The organism is Cohnella silvisoli, assembly GCF_021190915.1.
Lineage (GTDB): Bacteria > Bacillota > Bacilli > Paenibacillales > Paenibacillaceae > Cohnella > Cohnella silvisoli.
On the sequence record NZ_JAIOAP010000018.1, the window covers coordinates 139,386 to 160,349 of the forward strand.

At 48.4% G+C, this 20,964-nt stretch carries 22 protein-coding genes; 16 read left to right on the forward strand and 6 right to left on the reverse strand.

Annotated elements, in window-relative coordinates; translation table 11 throughout:
• Positions 1 to 10: 10 nt before the first annotated feature.
• On the reverse strand, positions 11 to 889 hold the full coding sequence (locus K7P76_RS27385) for an AraC family transcriptional regulator (protein ID WP_232189255.1): 879 nt from the start codon (positions 887 to 889) through the stop codon (positions 11 to 13).
• Between the two features lie 140 nt (positions 890 to 1,029).
• Between K7P76_RS27385 and K7P76_RS27390 the strand changes: the two genes are divergently transcribed.
• From K7P76_RS27390 to hprK, 12 genes are all read left to right on the forward strand, one after another.
• Positions 1,030 to 1,860 carry an amidohydrolase family protein gene (locus K7P76_RS27390; protein ID WP_232189256.1) on the forward strand — a complete coding sequence of 277 codons (831 nt, stop codon included), beginning with the start codon at positions 1,030 to 1,032 and terminating at the stop codon, positions 1,858 to 1,860.
• Positions 1,857 to 3,350 (forward strand): tagaturonate reductase, encoded by a 1,494-nt coding sequence (locus K7P76_RS27395; protein WP_232189257.1) that lies wholly within the window; start codon positions 1,857 to 1,859, stop codon positions 3,348 to 3,350. Before K7P76_RS27390 ends, K7P76_RS27395 begins: the two co-directional genes overlap by 4 nt.
• A complete protein-coding gene (locus tag K7P76_RS27400) occupies positions 3,347 to 4,840 on the forward strand; it encodes a UxaA family hydrolase (RefSeq protein WP_232189258.1) in 1,494 nt (497 codons plus the stop codon). Before K7P76_RS27395 ends, K7P76_RS27400 begins: the two co-directional genes overlap by 4 nt.
• On the forward strand, positions 4,840 to 5,775 hold the full coding sequence (locus K7P76_RS27405) for an aldo/keto reductase (RefSeq protein WP_232189259.1): 936 nt from the start codon (positions 4,840 to 4,842) through the stop codon (positions 5,773 to 5,775). The genes K7P76_RS27400 and K7P76_RS27405 overlap by 1 nt, the downstream gene beginning before the upstream one ends.
• A 16-nt stretch (positions 5,776 to 5,791) precedes the next feature.
• A complete protein-coding gene (locus K7P76_RS27410; protein WP_232189260.1) occupies positions 5,792 to 6,805 on the forward strand; it encodes a zinc-binding alcohol dehydrogenase family protein in 1,014 nt (337 codons plus the stop codon).
• Positions 6,806 to 7,215: 410 nt separating this feature from the next.
• Complete coding sequence (locus K7P76_RS27415; RefSeq protein ID WP_232189261.1) at positions 7,216 to 7,482, forward strand: CD3324 family protein; 267 nt, start codon at positions 7,216 to 7,218, stop codon at positions 7,480 to 7,482.
• A gap of 148 nt (positions 7,483 to 7,630) precedes the next feature.
• Positions 7,631 to 8,104 carry an SRPBCC family protein gene (locus K7P76_RS27420; RefSeq protein WP_232189262.1) on the forward strand — a complete coding sequence of 158 codons (474 nt, stop codon included), beginning with the start codon at positions 7,631 to 7,633 and terminating at the stop codon, positions 8,102 to 8,104.
• A 257-nt stretch (positions 8,105 to 8,361) separates the two neighbouring features.
• Positions 8,362 to 8,802: an SRPBCC family protein gene (locus tag K7P76_RS27425; protein WP_232189263.1), complete on the forward strand. Its 441-nt coding sequence runs from the start codon at positions 8,362 to 8,364 to the stop codon at positions 8,800 to 8,802.
• Positions 8,799 to 10,391 carry an MFS transporter gene (locus K7P76_RS27430; protein ID WP_349403271.1) on the forward strand — a complete coding sequence of 531 codons (1,593 nt, stop codon included), beginning with the start codon at positions 8,799 to 8,801 and terminating at the stop codon, positions 10,389 to 10,391. The genes K7P76_RS27425 and K7P76_RS27430 overlap by 4 nt, the downstream gene beginning before the upstream one ends.
• A gap of 384 nt (positions 10,392 to 10,775) precedes the next feature.
• Complete coding sequence (locus tag K7P76_RS27435; RefSeq protein ID WP_232189265.1) at positions 10,776 to 11,324, forward strand: DoxX family membrane protein; 549 nt, start codon at positions 10,776 to 10,778, stop codon at positions 11,322 to 11,324.
• Between the two features lie 136 nt (positions 11,325 to 11,460).
• Positions 11,461 to 11,988 carry a ribosome hibernation-promoting factor, HPF/YfiA family gene (gene hpf / locus K7P76_RS27440; protein WP_232189291.1) on the forward strand — a complete coding sequence of 176 codons (528 nt, stop codon included), beginning with the start codon at positions 11,461 to 11,463 and terminating at the stop codon, positions 11,986 to 11,988.
• 32 nt (positions 11,989 to 12,020) lie between these two features.
• Positions 12,021 to 12,935 carry an HPr(Ser) kinase/phosphatase gene (gene hprK, locus K7P76_RS27445; RefSeq protein ID WP_232189266.1) on the forward strand — a complete coding sequence of 305 codons (915 nt, stop codon included), beginning with the start codon at positions 12,021 to 12,023 and terminating at the stop codon, positions 12,933 to 12,935.
• Between the two features lie 38 nt (positions 12,936 to 12,973).
• Here hprK and K7P76_RS27450 read toward each other — a convergent pair whose 3' ends face one another.
• Together K7P76_RS27450 and K7P76_RS27455 are read right to left on the reverse strand one after the other, a co-directional pair.
• Positions 12,974 to 13,414, reverse strand: coding sequence for a hypothetical protein (locus tag K7P76_RS27450; protein WP_232189292.1), 441 nt, complete (start codon positions 13,412 to 13,414; stop codon positions 12,974 to 12,976).
• On the reverse strand, positions 13,395 to 13,868 hold the full coding sequence (locus tag K7P76_RS27455) for a MerR family transcriptional regulator (RefSeq protein ID WP_255678833.1): 474 nt from the start codon (positions 13,866 to 13,868) through the stop codon (positions 13,395 to 13,397). Before K7P76_RS27455 ends, K7P76_RS27450 begins: the two co-directional genes overlap by 20 nt.
• Positions 13,869 to 14,081: 213 nt before the next feature.
• Between K7P76_RS27455 and K7P76_RS27460 the strand changes: the two genes are divergently transcribed.
• Together K7P76_RS27460 and K7P76_RS27465 are read left to right on the forward strand one after the other, a co-directional pair.
• Entirely contained in the window at positions 14,082 to 14,864 is a 783-nt protein-coding gene (locus K7P76_RS27460) for an alpha/beta fold hydrolase (RefSeq protein WP_232189268.1), read from the forward strand.
• 177 nt (positions 14,865 to 15,041) lie between these two features.
• Positions 15,042 to 16,322 (forward strand): ArsB/NhaD family transporter, encoded by a 1,281-nt coding sequence (locus K7P76_RS27465; protein ID WP_232189269.1) that lies wholly within the window; start codon positions 15,042 to 15,044, stop codon positions 16,320 to 16,322.
• Positions 16,323 to 16,330: 8 nt separating this feature from the next.
• Here K7P76_RS27465 and K7P76_RS27470 read toward each other — a convergent pair whose 3' ends face one another.
• Positions 16,331 to 17,233 (reverse strand): DMT family transporter, encoded by a 903-nt coding sequence (locus K7P76_RS27470; RefSeq protein ID WP_232189270.1) that lies wholly within the window; start codon positions 17,231 to 17,233, stop codon positions 16,331 to 16,333.
• A 151-nt stretch (positions 17,234 to 17,384) separates the two neighbouring features.
• Between K7P76_RS27470 and K7P76_RS27475 the strand changes: the two genes are divergently transcribed.
• Both K7P76_RS27475 and K7P76_RS27480 read left to right on the forward strand, forming a co-directional pair.
• Complete coding sequence (locus K7P76_RS27475; protein WP_232189271.1) at positions 17,385 to 18,335, forward strand: hypothetical protein; 951 nt, start codon at positions 17,385 to 17,387, stop codon at positions 18,333 to 18,335.
• A gap of 167 nt (positions 18,336 to 18,502) precedes the next feature.
• Positions 18,503 to 18,712 (forward strand): hypothetical protein, encoded by a 210-nt coding sequence (locus tag K7P76_RS27480; RefSeq protein ID WP_232189272.1) that lies wholly within the window; start codon positions 18,503 to 18,505, stop codon positions 18,710 to 18,712.
• Between the two features lie 10 nt (positions 18,713 to 18,722).
• On the opposite strand, the gene pdxR is transcribed toward K7P76_RS27480, so the two are convergent.
• Positions 18,723 to 20,171 (reverse strand): MocR-like pyridoxine biosynthesis transcription factor PdxR, encoded by a 1,449-nt coding sequence (gene pdxR, locus K7P76_RS27485; protein WP_232189273.1) that lies wholly within the window; start codon positions 20,169 to 20,171, stop codon positions 18,723 to 18,725.
• Positions 20,172 to 20,210: 39 nt separating this feature from the next.
• Positions 20,211 to 20,855, reverse strand: coding sequence for a hypothetical protein (locus K7P76_RS27490; protein WP_232189274.1), 645 nt, complete (start codon positions 20,853 to 20,855; stop codon positions 20,211 to 20,213).
• Between the last annotated feature and the right edge of the window lie 109 nt (positions 20,856 to 20,964).

Below are 20,964 nucleotides of genomic sequence, written 5' to 3' on the forward strand. Positions count from 1 at the left end.
GTGGGGGTTTTTACGTTCTCCCACGCTCGGGGATATCTCGCCTATAAACTCCAGGAGTCAAACCCGTCATTCTCTTGAAAATCCGGTGAAAATGAGGAAGGCTCTCGAAGCCGCAGCGATCCGCGATTAGGCCAATGCTCTCGTCCGTCTCGAGCAATAATTCTTTAGCCTGTGCGATTCGCTTGGCGTTGACGTAATCGGTGACGTTCATGCCGGTGAGTTGCTTGAATACGCGGGAAAAGTGGGCTCCGGTTACCGAAGACTGCTGCGCTAAAGCAGATAATCCCAGGTCTCTGTTCGGATGCTGAGCGATATAATGGAGAATTTCTCTCATCCATAACGGGCCGATCCTTACGTCGTCCGAGACATCCGAATGAGTCGTGATCATATGGCGGTTTACGCGAAGCATCCATTGTTGAAACTGCAGGGAGATCGCATGACGATAGCCCGGTATTTTCCGCTCAAGCTCAAGATGAATGTCTTCCAAAGCTGCTTCCGTTTGGCCGCGCAGCTGCCCGGCCGTTTCAAGCTTGTAATTTTTCCTTTTCTTTGCCAGCTCGAAGCAACGCATACTGCTATACGAATCGTCCAATTTCTCATAAGAGATCAAGCTCGGAGCGAAGAAAACGGCCGTAGAAGTAACGGGATCAACCGGATCGGGAAAAGCGCGATGAATCGAGTTGCCCGGTATGATGAACAGATCGCCGGCTGCCATGTCGTAAAATTTCTGATCGATGAACATCGTTCCATTGCCTCCGTAAACATAGACAAGCTCATAACGATCGTGAAGATGGTCCGGCAGCTCTCTCTGCGGACTCTTGGTGTCTTTGTACACGAGATCGAAGGGGAACAAGGGATCGTCCGAGAACGACTTGCGAAGGGCATTCACGATGATAGCCTCCGGAGGTTTATTTTGTTATCTATAAAATATCAAAATAGAGTACATTTATGCAATTATCAACTCTTTATATGTAGAATAGTGCTGGTAAAATAGAGGTATATCAGCTGTAATAAGGGGAGATTTCATGCATGCGGATTGATGCCCACCAACATTACTGGAAAATCGATCGTAACGATTACGGTTGGATTACGCCTGAGCTTCCCGTGCTTTATCGGGATTACTTGCCCCAGCATCTGGTACCGCATCTGAAGGAACACCGATTGGACGGCACCATCGTCGTTCAGGCGGCCCCGACTATGGAGGAGACGGACTATCTATTGACGTTGGCGGATTCGGACGAGACGATTCTCGGCGTTGTCGGCTGGCTGGATTTGAACGATCAAGAACACCGTACGCATTTCGAACGATTCCGTGAGCATCCGAAATTCGTTGGTTTCCGGATGATGATCCAGGAGATGACGGATGCTTCAAGCATACTGGAGCCGCATTTCCTGAAAGCGCTTCGCGACTATGCGGAGATAGACATTCCGATCGACCTGCTTGTCGTTTCCCATCAATTAAAGCCGCTCGTGAAGCTGCTTGAGCTTGTACCCGGTTTACGCGGCGTTATCGATCATATCGCCAAGCCTGCAATCGCCGAGGGCATAATGGAGCCGTGGCTCAGCCATATGAAGGAAATTGCCAAATATCCCAACATCCACTGCAAGCTTTCGGGTATGGTGACCGAGGCCGAACATCAGAATTGGAAGCCTGAACATTTTACCGGGTATATTCGCAAAGTGATTGAACTGTTTGGACCAAATCGCATAATGTTCGGCAGCGATTGGCCGGTATGCCTACTAGCAGCCAGTTACGATCAGGTGGTGGAAGTGCTTGAACAAGCTTTGCCTGAAACTTGGGGAGAGAAGGAGCGCGATCGGTTATTCGGCGTCAACGCAAAGGAGTTCTATAAGCTATGAGAACTCTAAACCGATCCGTTCTGGATGAGACGGAAACGAGACGTCTGGATGAGGTGAGCGCAAGCCCCGTAACGGTTCTCCAAATCGGAGAGGGTAACTTCATTCGCGGGTTTTTCGATTGGATGGTTCATCGGTGCCGCTCGCAAGGTTTGTTCGATGCCAGCATAGCGGTTACGCAGCCTCGGCCGACGGGTAAACCGAAGATCGATGCGTTGGCCGGTCAAGACGGCTTGTATACGATGGTTATCCGAGGGATCGAGAACGGACAGAGCGTGGAGAGCAGAGAGATCGTTACCGTTTTCTCGCAGATGATCGATCCTTATACGGAATGGAAGCGATTAGTGGAGCTTTCGATCAGCCCGGATTTGCGCTTCATAGTGTCGAATACAACCGAAGCGGGTCTTGTGTATCGCCCGGAGACGTTGGCGGAAGGAGTGCCGATCATTTCTTTCCCGGGTAAAATCGCATATTTGCTCTATCAGAGGTATTTGAAGTTTGACGGGGCTGCTAATCGCGGACTCATTCTATTGCCTTGCGAGTTGATCGAGCGAAATGGGGATGCGCTGCAGGATGCCGTCCTGCAATATGCAACGGATTGGAGCTTTCCGGCGGCGTTTCGGGAATGGGTGTATTCGCACAATCGATTCCTCAATTCGCTCGTTGACCGGATCGTTACAGGGTACCCAGACAAAGCTCAAGCGGAGACGTGGTTTGCCGAGTGGGGTTATGAGGATGAATTGCTATGCACGGCAGAGCCTTATCATCTATGGGTGATCGAAGCTGAACCGGAGCTGGATGAGATGCTTCCCTTCAAGCGCGCAGGGTTAAACGTTCAATGGGTGGATGACTTAAAGCCTTACCAACAGCGTAAAGTCCGCATTCTGAACGGCGCGCATACGTTGATGACTCCACTGGGTCTGCTTTATGGTCTTGATCATGTACGAGAGTTGATGGAGCATCAGACGCTAGGCGCATTCGTTCGAGCAACGGTAATCGACGATATCATACCAACCCTCCCGTACCCGGAAAATGAGATGAGAACTTATGCGCACAGCGTATTCGAAAGATACTTAAACCCCTACATTCACCATCGGCTAACGGACATCGCGATGAACAGCATTAGCAAGTTTAAGGTAAGGCTCCTTCCTTCTCTTGCATTTTACATAGAGCGTGGAGAGCCGATTCCGACTAGACTCATCCTTGGATTTGCGGGATTGCTTCGCTACTACAAGGTAAAGCTCAATGGTGAGGTTTACGAAGGCTTCTCTCTCAAAGGGCAGAGCTATACCGTTCGCGACGATGCCAAGGTTTTGGAAACGCTAGCCTCCATTTGGGAGGAAGCGGACCACGCCAAAGAGCCGCTGAAAGAGACGGTGGAACGGCTGCTTGCACAGCATTCGCTATGGGGACGAGATTTGTCTAGCTGCCTCAGTTTAGCGGAATCGATTACAGCGAGATACATGGAATTGGAAAAGAGGGAACTTCAATGAGCGATTGGATTCGTCTATCGGCTAAAGACCAAGTCGTGATTGCTCTTAGGCCGTTCTCGGCAGGAGAGACAATTACGTTAGAAGATGGGGCACAGTTGCAATTGACGGACGACGTGCCAAAAGGACATAAGATCCTTACTAGGCCAGTGGGTGAAGGTCAGGACGTCATGAAATTCGGCTATTCCATCGGTAAAGCGAAGGAAGCGCTAAAGCCGGGAGTTTGGGTGCATACGCACAATCTGGGGACGGGTCTGAAGGGATTCCTGAACTACCATTACGAGCCGACCCCTCCTGTCGCGCAAGCGAATCAGCCTCAAAGACAAACTTTTCAAGGTTATGTCCGCGACAATGGAGAAGTCGGCATTCGCAACGAAATTTGGATCATCAATACCGTAGGCTGCATTAACAAAACATGCGAAATAATCGCCAAGCGCGCCAATACGTTGTATGAAGGCAGAGTGGATGGAGTCCATCATTTCTCCCATCCATTCGGGTGCTCGCAGCTCGGGGATGACCTGAAGCATACGCAGAAACTGCTGGCTTCGCTGGCGAACCATCCGAATGCGGCAGGGGTGCTCGTTGTTGGGCTTGGCTGCGAGAATAATCAGATTGATTCGTTTAAACAAGTGATAGGAGAGTTCGATCCGCGACGAATTAAATTCATGAGATCGCAGGATGTAGAGGACGAGCTTGAGGTGGGACTATCTCTCATCGAGGAACTGGTCGAATATGCGGAGAAATTCAAGCGCGAGACTGTTCACGCGTCTAAACTCAAGCTAGGATTGAAATGCGGCGGCTCCGACGGATTGTCCGGTATAACGGCGAATCCTCTCGTTGGATCGGTATCCGATCGACTTATCGCAACCGGCGGCACGGCTATTCTGACGGAAGTGCCTGAGATGTTCGGCGCCGAGACGATTCTGATGAACCGCGCGGTCGATGAAGAAGTGTTCGGGCGGATCGTATCGCTCGTTAACGATTTCAAGCAATATTTTATCCGGCATGATCAAGAGATTTACGAGAATCCGTCGCCGGGCAATAAAGACGGAGGCATAAGCACGTTAGAGGAGAAATCGCTTGGCTGCACGCAAAAAGGCGGTCATTCGATCGTAACCGATGTCGTCCCTTATGGGCAGCGTGTGAGTAAGGAAGGGCTGAACCTATTGGAAGCCCCCGGCAATGATTTGGTTTCCGTAACGGCGTTATCTGCCGGGGGAGCGCATATTGTTCTCTTCACGACCGGCAGGGGAACGCCGTTCGGCGGACCGGTGCCGACCGTCAAGATCTCTACGAACAGCGAGCTCGCGCAGCGTAAGAAAAATTGGATCGATTTCGATGCGGGGCAGCTTCTGGAAAGCAAGAGCATGGCACAATTGACTGATGAGCTATGGAACCAATTGCTCGACATCGCTTCGGGCGACAGTCATACGTATAACGAAAGGAACGGATTCCGTGAGATTGCTATTTTCAAAGATGGAGTGATTCTATAATGCAGTATCGGAAGCTCGGTCAAACTGGCTTGGACGTATCCATTCTCAGCTTCGGCGCATCGTCGCTTGGATCTGTTTTCAGGGAGACCAATGAGGCGGAAGCTATCCGTACCGTGCATGCGGCAATTGATTCCGGCATCAATCTGATCGACGTTTCGCCCTATTACGGCTTGACGAAAGCTGAAACCGTACTTGGAAAAGCAATCAAGGAAATTCCGCGGGATCGATTTCTTCTCTCCACCAAAGCGGGGCGTTACGGGGCAGACGAGTTCGACTTTTCCGGGAAACGAATCACGGCTAGTTTGGAAGAAAGCTTTTCCCGGCTGAACACGGACTATATTGACATCCTGTATTTGCACGATATCGAATTCGTTTCCTCCGAAATAATTCTAGAAGAAGCGATTCCAACGCTGCAACTAATGAAGGAACAAGGCAAAATCCGCTATTTCGGTATTTGCGGACTTCCGCTGCAATTGTTCGAGATGCTGCTTCCTCAAGTGAATGTCGACGCGATTATTTCTTATTGCCACTACTCCTTAAATGATAATTCGCTGCTCGGACTGCTGCCTTTGCTGGAACAGCGTGGAATCGGACTCGTTAACGCATCCCCCCTGTCGATGGGTTTGCTTAGCAATCGAGGAACGCCGGAGTGGCATCCAGCAAGCCGCGAGTTGAAAGAAATATGCAAACGGGCAGCCGAATTGTGCGCAAGCCGAGGGCAAGACATCGCCAAGCTGGCTGTCCAATTTACGACCTCGAACGAGCGGATTCCTACTACGCTGGTGAGTACGGCTAACCCGGATAATATCCGCAATAATGCCTTTTGGACGGATGAACCTATTGATGAAGAGCTGCTCAAGGACGTGCTCGATATACTGAAGCCTGTTCACAACCAGACGTGGGTCAGCGGCAGACCGGAATATAACGGCAAATGAAAGGCGATGACAAGTTATGCTGGGCATTGTTTGCGAGGAAATCGAACGTTTCAAGCTTGTAGACCTTCCCGAGCCTTCTTTGGCGGAAGGGGACGCCATTATACGTGTGAAAAGAATTGGCATCTGCGGTACGGACTTACATGCTTTTAAGGGAAATCAGCCATTCTTCAGTTATCCTCGGGTGTTGGGTCATGAATTAGCCGGCATCATCGAACAAGTTGGAGAGAATGAAGCGGGGTTAGTAGCAGGGGATCAGGTTAGCATTATTCCTTACATGCATTGCGGGCAATGTATCGCCTGCCGCAGCGGCAAAACGAATTGCTGTACGTCCATGAAAGTGCTAGGCGTCCATATCGATGGCGGGATGCGTGAGCTTATTTCCGTTCCGGTCACCCACTTAATCCGTACGAACGGCTTAACGCTCGATCAGTCAGCGGTATTGGAACCGCTCAGCATCGGGGCTCATGCGGTGAGAAGAGCCGGACTGCACCGAGGCGAAACGGTACTCGTAATCGGCGGCGGACCCATCGGCTTAGGCGTTATGGCATTCGCTAAATACGCGGATGCTAGGGTCATCGCGATGGACATCAAAAACGAACGGCTCGCTTTCTGCCGTTCGTGGGCTCATGTCGATGAAACCGTTAATGCGCTGCATGAACCTAAAGAGAAGTTAGCCGAGCTGACGAACGGCGACTTTCCGACAGTTGTATTCGATGCGACGGGCAACGCGAAGTCTATGACAGATGCTTTCAGCCTAGTGGCGCATGGGGGCACGCTGGTGTACGTCGGGCTTGTTAAAGCCGATCTAACTTTCCATGATCCCGAGTTTCACAAAAGAGAGCTAACGCTTATGGGAAGCCGCAACGCCACGAAGGAAGACTTCACACTAGTTTACGAAGCGGTCAAGGGCGGCAATATCGATGTCGGCAGCTTCATCACGCACCGATCGCCGTTCGAGGGTATGATCAGTGAATTCGAAAGCTGGCTGAAACCCGAATCCAAAGTCATTAAGGCGATGGTGGAGCTGTAAGCCTCTTAGCCGGTAAAGATCATTTATAAATATTCTTTCACTGTTCATCTCCTATACATTGGAAGTACAATAAAGGTGTCGGGCCCGACGAATTCGAGGAAAGGAGATGATCTGCGTGATTATAATCCTTGAGGTGATTTCCGTTTAATCGGAAATCATTTATGAAGGGGGAGGCCGCAAGGCCTCCTTTATAACAATTGGAATGCAACGATAAGGGACATTAAACCGTGATTATGCGGATCGAAAAGGTTTTCTGTGGAAGATACCCAATCCACGGATTTTTTGTTGTTTCTGCCAGGTAGTAAAATGCCAAAATTTCGAGAGGAGGCTGGGGAATATGATGTCAGCTAATGCGATGATTGTTCCAAGCCATATAAAAGCAAACCTGTTCGAGGAGGACGACGTTTATCGTGAATTACAGAAATGGGAGAGATGTGCTTCCCCCTAGATTGCTGAAGGAATTGCAAAAGCATATTTCCGGCGAATTGATCTATATTCCCAAACCGACCGATCAGAGGGCCAGTTGGGGAGAAGTGAGCGGAACGCGGAAGCTGCTGGCCGAGAGAAATAAAGAGATTACGCTTTTCTTCGCGAACGGTTGGTCCATTGTGGATCTGGAGAAAAAGTATCACTTATCAAGTGAAAGCATCCGTAAAATTATCGTTAAGGCACGTTAGATAAGGAAAATAATTAAACCGCAAAGGGTTCAACCTACTGCCGCCTTCTTTTGGGCGGTTTTATTTTGGTCCAACTCCCATGATAGAAATTACCGTATCATTGTGTCTATAGATTCGAGGGAACAAAATTAAATTTGGAGGAATGGACATGAACGAAAACAATGTAACAAACGACAGCTCAACGAACGCAAACGAAAAAGAGTTGGTGACCACGCGCATCATGAATGCGCCGCGCGATCTTGTTTTCAAGGCTTGGACAACACCTGAATGCTTGGCACAATGGTGGGGGCCGAAGGGATTTACGAATACTTTTCATGAGTTTGACTTGAGGCCGGGCGGCAACTGGCAGTTTATCATGCATGGTCCCAATGGCGTCGATTATCCAAATAAAAGCGTCTTTACAGAGATTGTTAAACCTGAGCGGATCGTTTTTCAACATCTGTCAGGCCACCAATTTCAGGTGACGGCCACCTTCGAGGACCTTGATGGCAAGTGTAGGCTTACCTTTCGCATGCTTTTCGAGACTGTTGCTGAATGCGAGAAGACAAAGACCTATGCCGTCGAGGCGAATGAACAGAACTTTGATCGCCTGGAGGCTCTTTTGGCGAGGTTATCCGCATAACACCTCATTTTCATGCCAAAATATTAAAAATTTCATTTTGCACTTGAAAGTGACGTAACGTCATGTTGTAAACTTTAGTTACCGGTAGAAAGCTGGCGCAGAATAAGGGGATGATCATGAAACATTGAGCGTCTGAGGAAAGTATAAGATTACAACAAAAGCTTATACAGGAATTAGAGCATGTAACAAGCCTTATGCAGAGAAAAGAACCATTGACCGTTTAAGAATTCACCCCCAGGGGAGGACAAAATAAAACCATGAATGAACGATCTGTAAAGTACTCTACCTTTGTTATCGAGAGAAATTATAATGCATCGCCCGAGCGGGTATTCTCCGCATGGTCGGACCCGTCGGCCAAAGCACGGTGGTTCGTTAAAGCCGACGAGTTCGACTTTCGGGTTGGTGGTCGAGAAATCAACCGCGGCGGCCCGCCGAATGGTCCGATTTACACTTTCGACGCTTGCTACCAAGAGATCGTTCAGGACAGTCGCATCGTTTATACTTACACCCTGGACCAAGGAGAGATACGGATTTCAGTCTCCGTGACGACAGTAGAAATAAAGCGATCAAGCAACGGTACTCAACTCATCTACACCGAACAAGGAGCTTTCTTGGATGGTCACGATACACCAGAACAACGCGAGCACGGCACAAAATTAATGTTAGATAAGCTAGGCTTGGAGCTGCAGAACGAATGAAGAACGCATTGCATGGAAAAGAGATGAAGGCCGGCAAGCGTGAATGGATCGGGCTCGCGGTACTGGCCTTGCCCGCCCTTCTCGTCTCGATTGATCTCTCGGTAATGATTCTCGCATTGCCGCACATTGGTGCCGACCTCGGCGCCGATAGCGCTCAGCAGCTGTGGATCATCGACATCTACGGATTCATGCTCGCCGGGTTCTTGATCACCATGGGGACGCTGGGAGATCGGATCGGCCGCCGCAAACTGCTGTTGATCGGCGGGAGCGCATTCATGATAGCCTCGATATTGGCTGCATTCTCTCGAAGCGCTGAGATGCTCATTGCGGCCCGAGCAATACTCGGTATAGCCGGAGCGACTGTATCGCCTTCTACTTTAGCCTTGATTAGCAATATGTTCCGTGACCATAAGCAGCGCTCCCTTGCCATCGGCATTTGGTTAACGTGCTCTATGGGCGGTATGGCCCTTGGACCGGTAGTTGGAGGTGTCATGTTGGATCACTTCTGGTGGGGCTCGGTGTTCCTTCTGGGTGTACCGGTCATGTTGCTTCTACTAATAACCGGACCTATGTTGCTGCCTGAATACCGACACCCCGAATGCAGCCGGCTGGATTTGACCAGTGTCGCGTTATCGCTGGGCGCCATCCTGCCGGTCATATACGGCCTCAAGGAAATCGCCAAGCACGGTCTGCAGATGGTGCCTGCACTGTTAATACTGGCGGGCGTCGTCCTCGGCACGGTGTTCGTGTCGCGGCAGCGCAGGCTGACGAGTCCCCTGCTGGACCTACGACTGTTTACGAGTCCCGGATTCAGCGCTGCACTGGGGGGCATGTTCGGTATTACACTGACAGGAGCGACCATGCTCTTCATCGCGCAGTACCTCCAATTCGTACAAGGAATGTCGCCGCTTCAGGCAGGGTTGTATATGCTCCCTGGGGTAATTGCCTCGATGGTCGGTATGTTTTTCTCACCGCTTATCGCACGCCGGATCCGACCGGCCCGGCTTATCGGAACGGGTCTATTGGTATCGACCGCGGGCTGTTTTCTGCTGACCCAGGTGGGGGTTGAGTCAGGTCTCACGTTTCTAGTGCTCGGGTACATCTGCTTCAATTTAGGTGCAGCCCCGCTCCCGAGCCTGTCCAGCGACCTTATCATCGGCTCAGCCCCGCCGGAAAAGGCAGGATCGGCGGCCTCCATGCTGCAAACCAGCGGCGAATTCGCCTTCGCGCTAGGTATCGCAGTCTTGGGCAGCATCGGCACGGTCGTTTATCGCAACCAGGTGGCGAACTCTATTCCCACCGACTTGTCGACGTCCGCGGTACAAGCTTCCCGCGACAGCTTGGCCGGTGCCACGGCTATAGCGGAAGGCCTCTCAGAACAAGTCGGCAAGGCACTGCTCACGGGGGCACGCGAAGCCTTTACGAGCGGGATGCACGCCGTTGCGGCAGCCAGCGGCGCCATCATGCTTGTTATCATCGTCCTTGTCGTTACGCGGCTTCGGCATGTACGACCAATCGGAGAGACTCAGTCTAGCCAAGCCGGCAGTATTCCAGAAGTTGCACCCGGCCCAGTCAAAGTATCAAGGTAGTTGCACTACCTAGTCATGCTTAAGTAAGAAACCAACCAGAAATCCTGAGATAAATGCCGTATTCAATGTATTCTTGGTAGTAGCATCAACAAGCCGACCAAAACTGGAACAACGCGGTATCTGACACGCTGGGGCGTCTGGGTCGGTATTACTGTCGCCCTGACGAGATATCAATATAACTGAACCGCTCGATATCGGATTTATTTTCCGAAACTCGGGCGGTTTATTATATTTCCAACCGAGCCAGATGGATCACATCGGCGGATGGTTTTCACAAAATAAATTCCTTATGTGTGATGAACTTCACATCGTGGAATTCCATACACAACGATACTGAGGGTGTAAGATAAACAAATCCAACATACCTGAGGGGAGATGACCATCATGGTCATGAGATGGTTCAAAGAAAATGTCTGGGCGGCAGTTGCGGTTACGTTGTTACGAATTTATGTCGGTTGGCAATGGATTGACGCAGGTTGGCACAAATTGACCGGTGGATTTGACGCCAGCGGGTTTCTAAAGGGAGCGGTCGGCAAGCCGGTAGCGGATCACGCCACCAAGGAAGTTTTGTTTCCGAATTACACCTACTTCCTAAATCATTTCGCATTACCGAACGTGAAGTTGATCAACATTTTGATTCCTTGCGGCGAATTTTTGATCGGTCTCGGACTTATCCTCGGGGGACTAACGCTGACGGCTGCATTCTTCGGTATGTTACTGAACTTCATGTTCCTAATGGCCGGTACTGTTAGCACCAATCCATGGCTACTCATGCTTGGCGTAATCGTGTTCACAGCCGGAGCTAACGCAAGACGCTTCGGACTTGATGCATACTTGCTGCCATTGCTTCGCAAAGGCTGGACAAAGTTGACGAACCGAACGGATCATACCAAAACGGACAACAATATTAACGGGAAAGTCCTGCCCCATTGATGCGGAAGAAAGGGGATCGAAGCTATTCAAGCTTCGGGTTCGCCTCTTCTTGAATTAACTGCAGTGGGGAGAAGAAAACGCGAAACTGTGTGAAAATTGGATTCTTCCATAAAAAAAGGGGCTGAGCTCATTGAAAATGATCATTCGAGGAAAAAACGTGGAAGTTACCGAGGCTCTAAAGAAATATGCCGAGGATAAGTTGGGACGGTTGAACAAGGTGCCGATCGATGAAGCAGAAATGCAAGTCACATTATCGATATTAGGCCATCAGCCGCTGCATAAAGTGGAGGTCACTTTACGCGACGGGGGTACGGTAATTCGAGCCGAAGAAGTTACCGAGGATATGTATACTTCGATTGATCAAGCAGCCGTCAAATTGACAGGTAAGTTCCGCAAATGGAAAGAGAAGATCAGAAGCCGGATTAACCGGAACGGAGCAAAGATATTGGCATCAGAAATTCATGAGGAAGATGTGCCGGATGAATATTTTCAAGTGGAACGCATAAAGGCTATTCCTTTCAAACCGGTCGATATTCAGGAAGCCATTCTGCAAATGAATTTGTTAGACCACGGTTTCCATGTATTCATGAATTCGGAAACCAATCAAACTGAAGTCTTATATAGGCGCCATAACGGGACGTACGGCTTGATCAGAGCCGATTAATCTCATGATCTGGGGGGGGGGGGATCCGAACGATGAAATCTGTGACAATAAAAGATTTGGCCGATCGGTTTTCACTGGAGATCCTTGCAGGAAGCACTCACCTGCATCAATCGATAACCAAGTCCAGGGCAAATCGCCCGGGACTGGAGTTCGCAGGGTATTTTGAGTTTTTCTCACATGCGCATGTTCAGATCCTAGGTCAGAAAGAGATCAATTATTTACACACCCTAAGCGAGAATGAGCGGAATAACCGAATCGGAAACATCGTGCGATACCACCCGCCTTGCTTTATCGTTACCCGGAATCAAGCAGGGTTCAAATATTTGATCAAGTATTGCGAGGAAGAAGGGATCCCTCTTCTGCGTACAAAGGAACCGACGTCCAAGTTCATGGAACGGGTCGACGATTATCTAGCCAAACAACTGGCGCCCGAGATGAGTATCCACGGCGTTTGTGTCAATGTCTCAGGCATTGGCATACTTCTTCGTGGAATATCCGGCGTGGGGAAAAGCGAGACGGCGCACACTCTGATTCGAAGAGGACATCGTCTAGTTGCCGATGATGTGGTTGTCTTAAAGAAGATTAGTCCAGAAACGATTATTGGGACACATGACGGAAAAACGAAGGAATTTCTTGCTCTTCGAAGCATCGGCTTGATTAACGTGTCTCGGATATATGGCCGTAAGGCTTTTCAGGATGAAACTCCTATCATCCTTGATATCGAATTGACAAAGTGGGAGGATCAGGCACTGAATAACGAATTGGAGTTGGAACCGAAATTTACTGAGTATCTGGATACTCAAATCCCGCATATTGAAATCCAACTCCAGCCTGGAAGAGACGTTGCGGGATTAGTAGAAGCTGCAGCAAACAACTGGTACCTTCGTCAACAAGGCTACAGTGCAGTTGAAGATTTTATGAGGCGATTGGAGCAGCATTCGGATTGAGCCTTCCAAAGTATGATAGGCGTGTCTAGTTTGTGTGTTTACTGTGTTTGCTGACCATCGTACTGCTTCTGCTTTTTCTTCATTCTTGTGCCCAGTATGATGAGGGCGACATAGATTACGATGGCAATCGAATCTATAAGCGTATCCGTAAGACCCGATACATCAAGCAATGCCGTTATGCCAATAATAACCATCAGTCGGACGATCAGGATCGCCGCGATCAACCATGCGGCAAACCGGATCCTTGATCGCTCGGTTTGGAATGACATGAAAATGAAAGCGATGCCTAAGACCAGATTTTCTGCCGTGATGATGTGCCAGACATATGTGAATACTGTCCGGGTATCCACGGATATCGCCTCAATGTTGAGCATCGGCAGTACAGCGGATTGCCCGTTCCAAGCGTGCGTGACGGCAAACAGCATTGCAAGGACGCCTGCAATCAGATAATAAAAATTCTTAACCTTGATGTTCACCACAACCTTCTTTGGAAATTCCCGGTTCATTCTTTTGGATATCCTTGTAAATTTCGCGAACAATCTCTGCCAGAAGTTGGTCACTATCGTTATTAAAGTCCCTTAGCGTTTCGGCTGCGACGTCGAGCAGCCGACTGACCTTTTCCAGATGAGCAATCTTCTCGCGCGTTTTTGCGTTCTTTGCATCGAAGAACGCGGCAACCTCTTCGCAGTAAGCGGGGTCGATATTTTCCATCTTGCGGAAACCAAACTTCCCCCTGATTTCGTCAAGAGAAAAGTCTGCATACTGCATGATCTGAATATTCATCAAGTCGATGAGGTCGTTCTTCGAATACCTGCGGTACCGATTGTCTTCCCGGGACGGCGAGACGATCCCTATCCGGTCATAATACCGAAGCGTATCCTTCGGCATCCCAAGTATCCGTGAAACCTCTTGTATAGAATATAGTTTTTTCATAAGATCAAAATATCATTTGAGTTGACTCCAATGTCAAGTTATTTTTCGTTTATTTTCGCAAAATTCCAATGGATTACCTAGAGCAGTTCCGCGGAAGTTCACAGCTTCTAATTCCTTCATGTATCTTTCTACAACAAGGATAGGTATTCACCCATGATTGCTCAAGTGAGTATCCTATTGAAGTTGAGAATGATAATAAACGGAGGAATTAGCGTGGGATACTTTGTTACTGTAGAACCAGGCGTAAGAATATACGTAGAGGATCTAAACCCGGGAGGCAGCAAGACGATACTGTTTATACACGGTTGGCCTTTAAGCCATAAACAGTTTGAATATCAGTTCGATGTTCTGCCCGCATTGGGATATCGTTGCATAGGGATCGACTGGAGAGGCTTCGGAGAATCGGATAAACCGGTGAGCGGCTACAATTATGACCGGCTGGCGGATGATGTGCGTGCGGTAGTTGGTGCGCTTAGATTAGACAACTTCACGCTAGCCGGTCACTCCACGGGGGGAGCGATCGCCATTCGTTATATGGCTCGATATAATGGCTGGGGAGTATCTAAACTTGTCCTTATAGACGCAGCGGCTCCGACTGGTTTTACAACGGAAACCGCAAATAAACTCATTGCCGAAACTTTAAATGATCGCCCTAAAATGCTGCAGGGAGTAACGGATATGTTTTTCTTTCAGTATATAACCGAGCGATTCTCTGACTGGTTCTTTCAAATGGGATTGCAGGCAGCAGGTTGGTCGACCGCGGCCATAGCAGCATCGCTAAGAGATGAGAAGTTATATCAGGATCTTGATAAAATATTCGTTCCGACTTTGATCATTCACGGAATCCATGACAAAGTGATTCCATTCGCACAAGCTCAGGAAGTAAATAAAAAAATAAGATATTCACAGCTTGTCCCGTTTCAATATAGCGGTCACGGCCCTTTCTGGGAGGAGCGGGACAAGTTTAACCAGCTATTGACGCAATTTATTGGGTAGTTTGTCGTGCTCATGCCTTGAGAATTACGGCTATATCCTATAAAATACATGTATAGACGAAACGAATCGAACCGAATAGATAATACCCGGAGGAGCCTGCCATCAGCAGGCTTCTTTTTGCATTTTTTGGGGTTGCGGTAAGCCATACTAATACGACATTTATTTTCAGGAGGCACTATGGAACAGCAAGCAGCTTGGGCCATCGGAATTTTTCTTGTCATTTACGCGCTTATTATTACGGAGAAAATACATCGGACGATCGTAGCCATGATTGGCGGCATTCTGATGGTCGTATTTGGGATTGTAGACCAAGAAACAGCGATGCACCACATTGATTTTAATACGTTAGGACTTCTGATCGGCATGATGATCATTGTAAGCGTAACGGCAGATACCGGTGTGTTCAAATATATCGCCGTTGTCGCATCGAAGAAGGCTAAAGGCGATCCGGTTCGCATCCTGATTGCTTTGATCCTAATAACGGCGATGGGTTCGGCTTTCCTGGATAACGTCACAACCGTGCTTCTCATGATACCCGTAACGTTTAGTATAACTAAGCAATTACGGGTTAATCCCTTTCCTTATTTGCTTACCCAAATTATTGCATCGAATATCGGAGGAATCGCGACGCTGATCGGCGATCCCCCGAACATTATGATCGGAAGCGCCGTAAAGGAACTTACATTCACAGCCTTTATCGCTAACTTAGCACCCATCGTAATCATTATTATGCTGGTGAATATCCCGATTTTCGTATGGCTTTTCCGCAAAAGCATAACAACGACAGACGAATTAAAACGCGGCATTATGGAATTGGACGAGAAACAGCTCATTACGGATTCCAAGCTTCTGAAAAAAAGTTTAGCCGTTTTAGGCTTGACCATGATCGGATTTTTTACGCACCAGTTGCTTCATCTGGAGTCCGCTACCGTAGCCTTAGCAGGCGCGTTCTTGTTGTTGCTGTTAACCGGAGAACATAAGATGGAGGAAGCGTTCACCAAAGTGGAATGGATGACGATTTTCTTCTTCATCGGGTTGTTTGCCCTTGTGTCGGGCTTAATAGAAACAGGCGTTATTTCACAATTGGCGGAAAAAGCGATCGAATGGACGGGGGGAGACTTGGCGGCAACATCGATGCTGATTCTTTGGCTTAGCGCGATCGCGTCCGCTTTCCTTGATAACATTCCATTCGTGGCAACGATGATCCCAATGATTCAAGAAATGGGAACGATGGGTATTACAAATCTAGAGCCGCTATGGTGGAGTCTTGCATTGGGAGCTTGCTTAGGAGGTAATGGTGCACTGATCGGGGCTAGCGCTAATCTTATCGTAGCCGGGATGGCAGCAAAGGAAGGACATCCGATTTCGTTCATGAAATTTTTGAAGTACGGATTCCCGCTCATGATTCTATCGATCGTCATGGCGAACATATACGTATATTTAAGATATTTACTGTAATGACCGTATCATGCCGTTTCGGCGACTGGTTTCACAGCGGCATACTCGGTTCTCATGTACAGCAGCAATCCTATAATGATAAACGCTCCGCCGACTAGCTGGAATGAGGTAACCATTTCCTTGAAGATCAGCATGCCGAGCAGGCTTGAGCCTACCGGTTCCGCGAGCACCGATATGGATATCGTTGTCGGCTTCACGTATTGGAGCAGCCAATTAAAGATCATATGGCCGAATACGGTAGGAACGATGGCTAACAGAACGAAAATAAGCCATTCCCGGGCTGGATAACTCGTAAAGCTGAAGTCCATCGAGAGGTTAAACATCGCAAAGCATAGGAATGCAACGGCGAAAACGATCAAGCTGTACAAATAAGACGGGACGCGAGCGAGAATTCGTTTGGCGATCAGCATGTTAACGACTACCGCCAAAGTCCCGAGCAACGACAACATATCGCCTGTAAAAGCTTTGCGAGACAAGCTTATGTCGCCGGCTCCCACGCAGAAGGCGCCGATCAGCGCGACGAATAAGCCCATCAACGCGAATTTACCGTGCCGGTCTTTGAACACGAAATAAGCGCCGATCATGACGAATACCGGTTCCAATGATAGGATGATCGTCGAACTGGCAATGGACGTGTAATCCAGAGATTCCATCCAGAGAAGAAAGTGCAGCGCTAGGAAAAATCCGGCCAAACCAAGCAATACCCAATCTTTTCTCGTAATCGAACGGATTTGCGGAATTTGTTTCGTTCCGAACGGAAGCATGATCACAATCGTGAATAACATGCGGTACATTCCTTGAACGGAGACTGGAGCATGGGAATACCGAACTAGAATCGGGGCGAAGGAAATCGCGATCATGCCCACGATCAAGGGGATGAGGGGCGCAATAGGCGCTGTCGTCGTTTTCATTAAGCAATTGTAATGCCGATTAACGCAAAGATCAATAATAGGCGGCTGAAAAAGTTTACACAATAGAAACATCCGGAAATGACCCTGATACATCCACCCGGTAATCTATAAGCAGATTCAAATCCTATACGAACAACGAAGGAGATTCGATATGAAACAAAATTTTATGAATACGAAGACAATGACGCTTGCAACCTTAGCGGCGCTTACTCTTTCCCTTAACGCAGGTGCTGTATCTGCGGCAAATTCGCCGGTTAAACCCGCTGTATCGGTTAACCAGACCGCAACATCCGATCATCCTATGTCTGCCGGAGTCATTGGTAGATTCGAAGAATTAGTAGCGAAGCAAGGCCAGCTGCCTAAAGCGATCGCCTATCTGAACGCGCATTTCAAAGACGTCACCAAACCGCAAGCAACCATTATGGTTCTTCATTTGGAGAACGCCATTAAGAAACAGCTGCCATCTATGGAACGACGGTTCGAGAAAAACTCCGTGCAACAGGCCATCGGTAAAGCCTATAAAAGAGGAGACAGCTTCGACAATGTCATTAAACGGATTACAAGTTCAAGCGTAAAAGCTTTGCTTAAAGAAGCAAGGGACAGCGGATATAAGCTGGAGACGGCGGAAGGGTTTTATTTTCCTGTCATTGATTATTCGAAGTTCAAAATCTATAGTTTACAATTAGATGTTGATATTAAAGCTTATATCGATATTATGGCCGTCGAATCCGATCAAGCGAAACTCAAGGATGCCGCAATCGTTATTGGCTACCAGCAGCTTGTTAACCGGGCGTTAAGTCAAGAGAGTTTCGTATCCAAGTATCCGTATTCCAATCGGGTTTCCCAAATCCGCAATCTGTTCCACAGCTACAAAATATTGACGTTCTATGGCGCCAACAATACGCCGTTGTTCGATTACGATACCAAAGTTATCCAACCTAACGCGCTCAAAGGTTATACGATGATCTTGCAATGGAACAATCCAGAGTCTAGCGCTTATTTGACCACTTTGCAGCAATTCATGGAGCTGCTGGCCGCTAACAACAACAAGCTGACTCCAGAGGTAGAGAAGTTCCGTAAAACGAACGTGCCAAACAATTAAGGAAATCCTACCCGATATATGGACTAAATTGATTTAATCCCGATGCTTTCCGGTCGGGATTTTTTTGTGTGCAATCCGTATAAGTGGATGGTCTACAAATTCGTAAAATGGATGGTCTCAGATATCGGTAAAACGGTTAAAATGAGCACAAAGGACGGTGCGAATTTATGAACACAAACGTATTGTTAATCGTAACTTTGATCATTATGGCGGCAGCCGTAGTCATAACGCTTAAGGTCGGATCAACTCTGAGCAATAAAGAGGGGAATAGCACCTATTCCGCCAATAGAGGGCGCAAATGGGGAAGATTGCTCTCGATCTATCTGGTCGTCATTGTCGCTGTCCTAATCATCTTCATTGCGATTATGAATGAATAATTAGAGCGATTTAACGCCGATGCTTGACAGCGCGATAGGCTTCCGCAAATTTTTGAATTCCCGGACGGATTAGCGGATCATCTACTTTACTAAACGTTAGACGCACGCAGCCGCTTTTAGAGCCAAGAGTACTGCCGGGAGCGATTACGACTCCATTCTCGATAGCTTGATTAAACAGTTGCTGCTCGTCCCATTCCCCCTCTAACTTACACCAAAGATGAATGCCTCCGCGTGGAGCATCGAATTGTACGTCGTCGCCGAGTTCCGCGCGAAGAGCATTTATAGTTAGGTGAAGCTTTCTTTCCAAGCCTATTCGGAGTCTCATGAGGTGGTTGTCCAGCTCAGCGGAAGAGAGCAGCTGCGCGGCGATCCACTGAGAATAATTGGACTGCCCGAAATCCATTTGCTGTTTGGCATCCGTCAGGCGATGAATGACGGATTGCGGTCCGGCAATCCATCCGATCCGAAGGCCAGAGGATATGATCTTGGATAAAGAGCTTACGTATAGAACCGAGCCGTCTTGATCCATCGATTTCAATACGCTGACCGGTGTTTGGTCATAGCTGGTCAGACTATAGGGGTCATCCTCTACAATCGCAATCCCGTATTTCGTCGAGATTTCAAGCAGTATTTTCATGCGTTCACTCGTGAGAGTCGCCCCAGTCGGATTCTGATAAATGGGGTTGACGAACACCATTTTAATTCTATGCTGTTTATATAGGGAGACGATCTGCTCAGGGTCTATTCCATCTTGCTCAACGGGCAGTAAATACGTCCTTAAACCTGCTGAATGAAAGATGGGCAGGGAATAAGAATACGAAGGATCTTCGATCGCTACGCTGTCTCCAGGTTTCAACAGACACTGAACGATAAGCTGCAAAGCCTGTTGAGCGCCGGAAGTGACCAACAGGGAAGAGGCGGTCGAAGAAAGGTTGCGGTAGGTTTGCAAATGGTTCGCGATGCTTTCCCGTAATCTGAGATTTCCTTGTATGTGCTCATAACCTAAGTATTGGCTCATATCCAACTGGTTATGGGCTTTTTGCATGAGAACGGCAGGGAATAAATCTGCGCTCAACTCCCCGATGGCAAAGTTGATATAAGGCTTATCCGATCCAACGCTTTTATGAATTTGGCGGGTCATCGGATTATTGAGATGCAGGAATCCGCCCTTGACGTATTCGTCCCAATTCGGAACGCGTTTAATATCGCCATCCACCGTAGCGGCGAGGGTAACGACGGTTCCGAAACCTTTAATTCTGTTCACAAGACCGAGTGATCTTAGCTGATCGTATGCGGCGACAATCGTACTTCTATTGACGTCCAGCTCTTGCGCAAGCGCACGTTCCGAGGGTAGGGAACTACCCGAAGGATATTCTCCGTTCAGTATCCTTGTCTCTATGTAGTTAGAAATCTGTATATATACCGGGATTTGCAACGATTTATCCGGTTTCCAATCCATGTCGCGGTTGCTCCTCTTGATTGAATAATAATCGTAAAATTACAAGCCGAAGAGCCGGAGCACAGCGACCGTTATTACGGCAGCAAGGGCAGCTCCCGCAACAGCCTGTAAAGGCGTATGAGCTTTCACGCGCCATCTGGCCCACCCGACGATAAGGATGATCGGTGACAGGTAATAGAGAAATGGCGAGACGAATAAGCCCAGTGTAACGATCGTACCTGTTATTCCGATTAAGTGCAGACTAATTTTCCAATGCGCCAAATGCGTAATGAGGAGTGCGATGACGATAGAGCTGATCATTCCCGTGAAAGTGGCGAGGATAATGACGGATACATGGAGGGTCAGCAATAATACGAGAACGGTAATCATGCAGCCGATCGTGAATAGGAAGGGGACCAATCTTTGATCCCGTTTGCTAATATCATGGTCCGTATAACGGCCTTGCCGTACGCCTCGATGGATGAATACGGCTGGGGCTATGCCTATACCCAAGCTTATGATGGCCCACCATAATAAAGCTTCATAGGTACTTGATGCAGAAACAAGCGCAACGGTTAAATATAAAGGAACGACAATGAAAACAGGATTCAATATTCGAGAGACCCACTGTGCGATTCGTAAGCTTGCCTGCTCAGTGCGACTCCCCAGATCGATATTGAGGTCGGAAGGATTGTTCTGTTTCATGTTAGAGCCTCAATTCGTCAAAGTTGAATTCCATTATGAATACTCCCGCCACTTACCTTCGCCCGCGCTCCGGTTGAAGTGGGGGTTTCTGGTGTGTCCATCGTACAAG

Coding starts and splice junctions, on each gene's coding strand:
- K7P76_RS27410 (WP_232189260.1), top strand. CDS start 5,792: ATGCTGGGCATTGTTTGCGAGGAAATCGAACGTTTCAAGCTTGTAGAC.
- K7P76_RS27455 (WP_255678833.1), bottom strand. CDS start 13,868: ATGAAAAAACTATATTCTATACAAGAGGTTTCACGGATACTTGGGATG.
- hprK (WP_232189266.1), top strand. CDS start 12,021: ATGAAATCTGTGACAATAAAAGATTTGGCCGATCGGTTTTCACTGGAG.
- K7P76_RS27490 (WP_232189274.1), bottom strand. CDS start 20,855: ATGAAACAGAACAATCCTTCCGACCTCAATATCGATCTGGGGAGTCGC.
- K7P76_RS27430 (WP_349403271.1), top strand. CDS start 8,799: ATGAAGAACGCATTGCATGGAAAAGAGATGAAGGCCGGCAAGCGTGAA.
- K7P76_RS27470 (WP_232189270.1), bottom strand. CDS start 17,233: ATGAAAACGACGACAGCGCCTATTGCGCCCCTCATCCCCTTGATCGTG.
- K7P76_RS27435 (WP_232189265.1), top strand. CDS start 10,776: ATGGTCATGAGATGGTTCAAAGAAAATGTCTGGGCGGCAGTTGCGGTT.
- K7P76_RS27475 (WP_232189271.1), top strand. CDS start 17,385: ATGAAACAAAATTTTATGAATACGAAGACAATGACGCTTGCAACCTTA.
- K7P76_RS27400 (WP_232189258.1), top strand. CDS start 3,347: ATGAGCGATTGGATTCGTCTATCGGCTAAAGACCAAGTCGTGATTGCT.
- K7P76_RS27425 (WP_232189263.1), top strand. CDS start 8,362: ATGAATGAACGATCTGTAAAGTACTCTACCTTTGTTATCGAGAGAAAT.
- K7P76_RS27405 (WP_232189259.1), top strand. CDS start 4,840: ATGCAGTATCGGAAGCTCGGTCAAACTGGCTTGGACGTATCCATTCTC.
- K7P76_RS27395 (WP_232189257.1), top strand. CDS start 1,857: ATGAGAACTCTAAACCGATCCGTTCTGGATGAGACGGAAACGAGACGT.
- K7P76_RS27420 (WP_232189262.1), top strand. CDS start 7,631: ATGAACGAAAACAATGTAACAAACGACAGCTCAACGAACGCAAACGAA.
- K7P76_RS27465 (WP_232189269.1), top strand. CDS start 15,042: ATGGAACAGCAAGCAGCTTGGGCCATCGGAATTTTTCTTGTCATTTAC.
- pdxR (WP_232189273.1), bottom strand. CDS start 20,171: ATGGATTGGAAACCGGATAAATCGTTGCAAATCCCGGTATATATACAG.
- K7P76_RS27390 (WP_232189256.1), top strand. CDS start 1,030: ATGCGGATTGATGCCCACCAACATTACTGGAAAATCGATCGTAACGAT.
- hpf (WP_232189291.1), top strand. CDS start 11,461: ATGATCATTCGAGGAAAAAACGTGGAAGTTACCGAGGCTCTAAAGAAA.
- K7P76_RS27480 (WP_232189272.1), top strand. CDS start 18,503: ATGAACACAAACGTATTGTTAATCGTAACTTTGATCATTATGGCGGCA.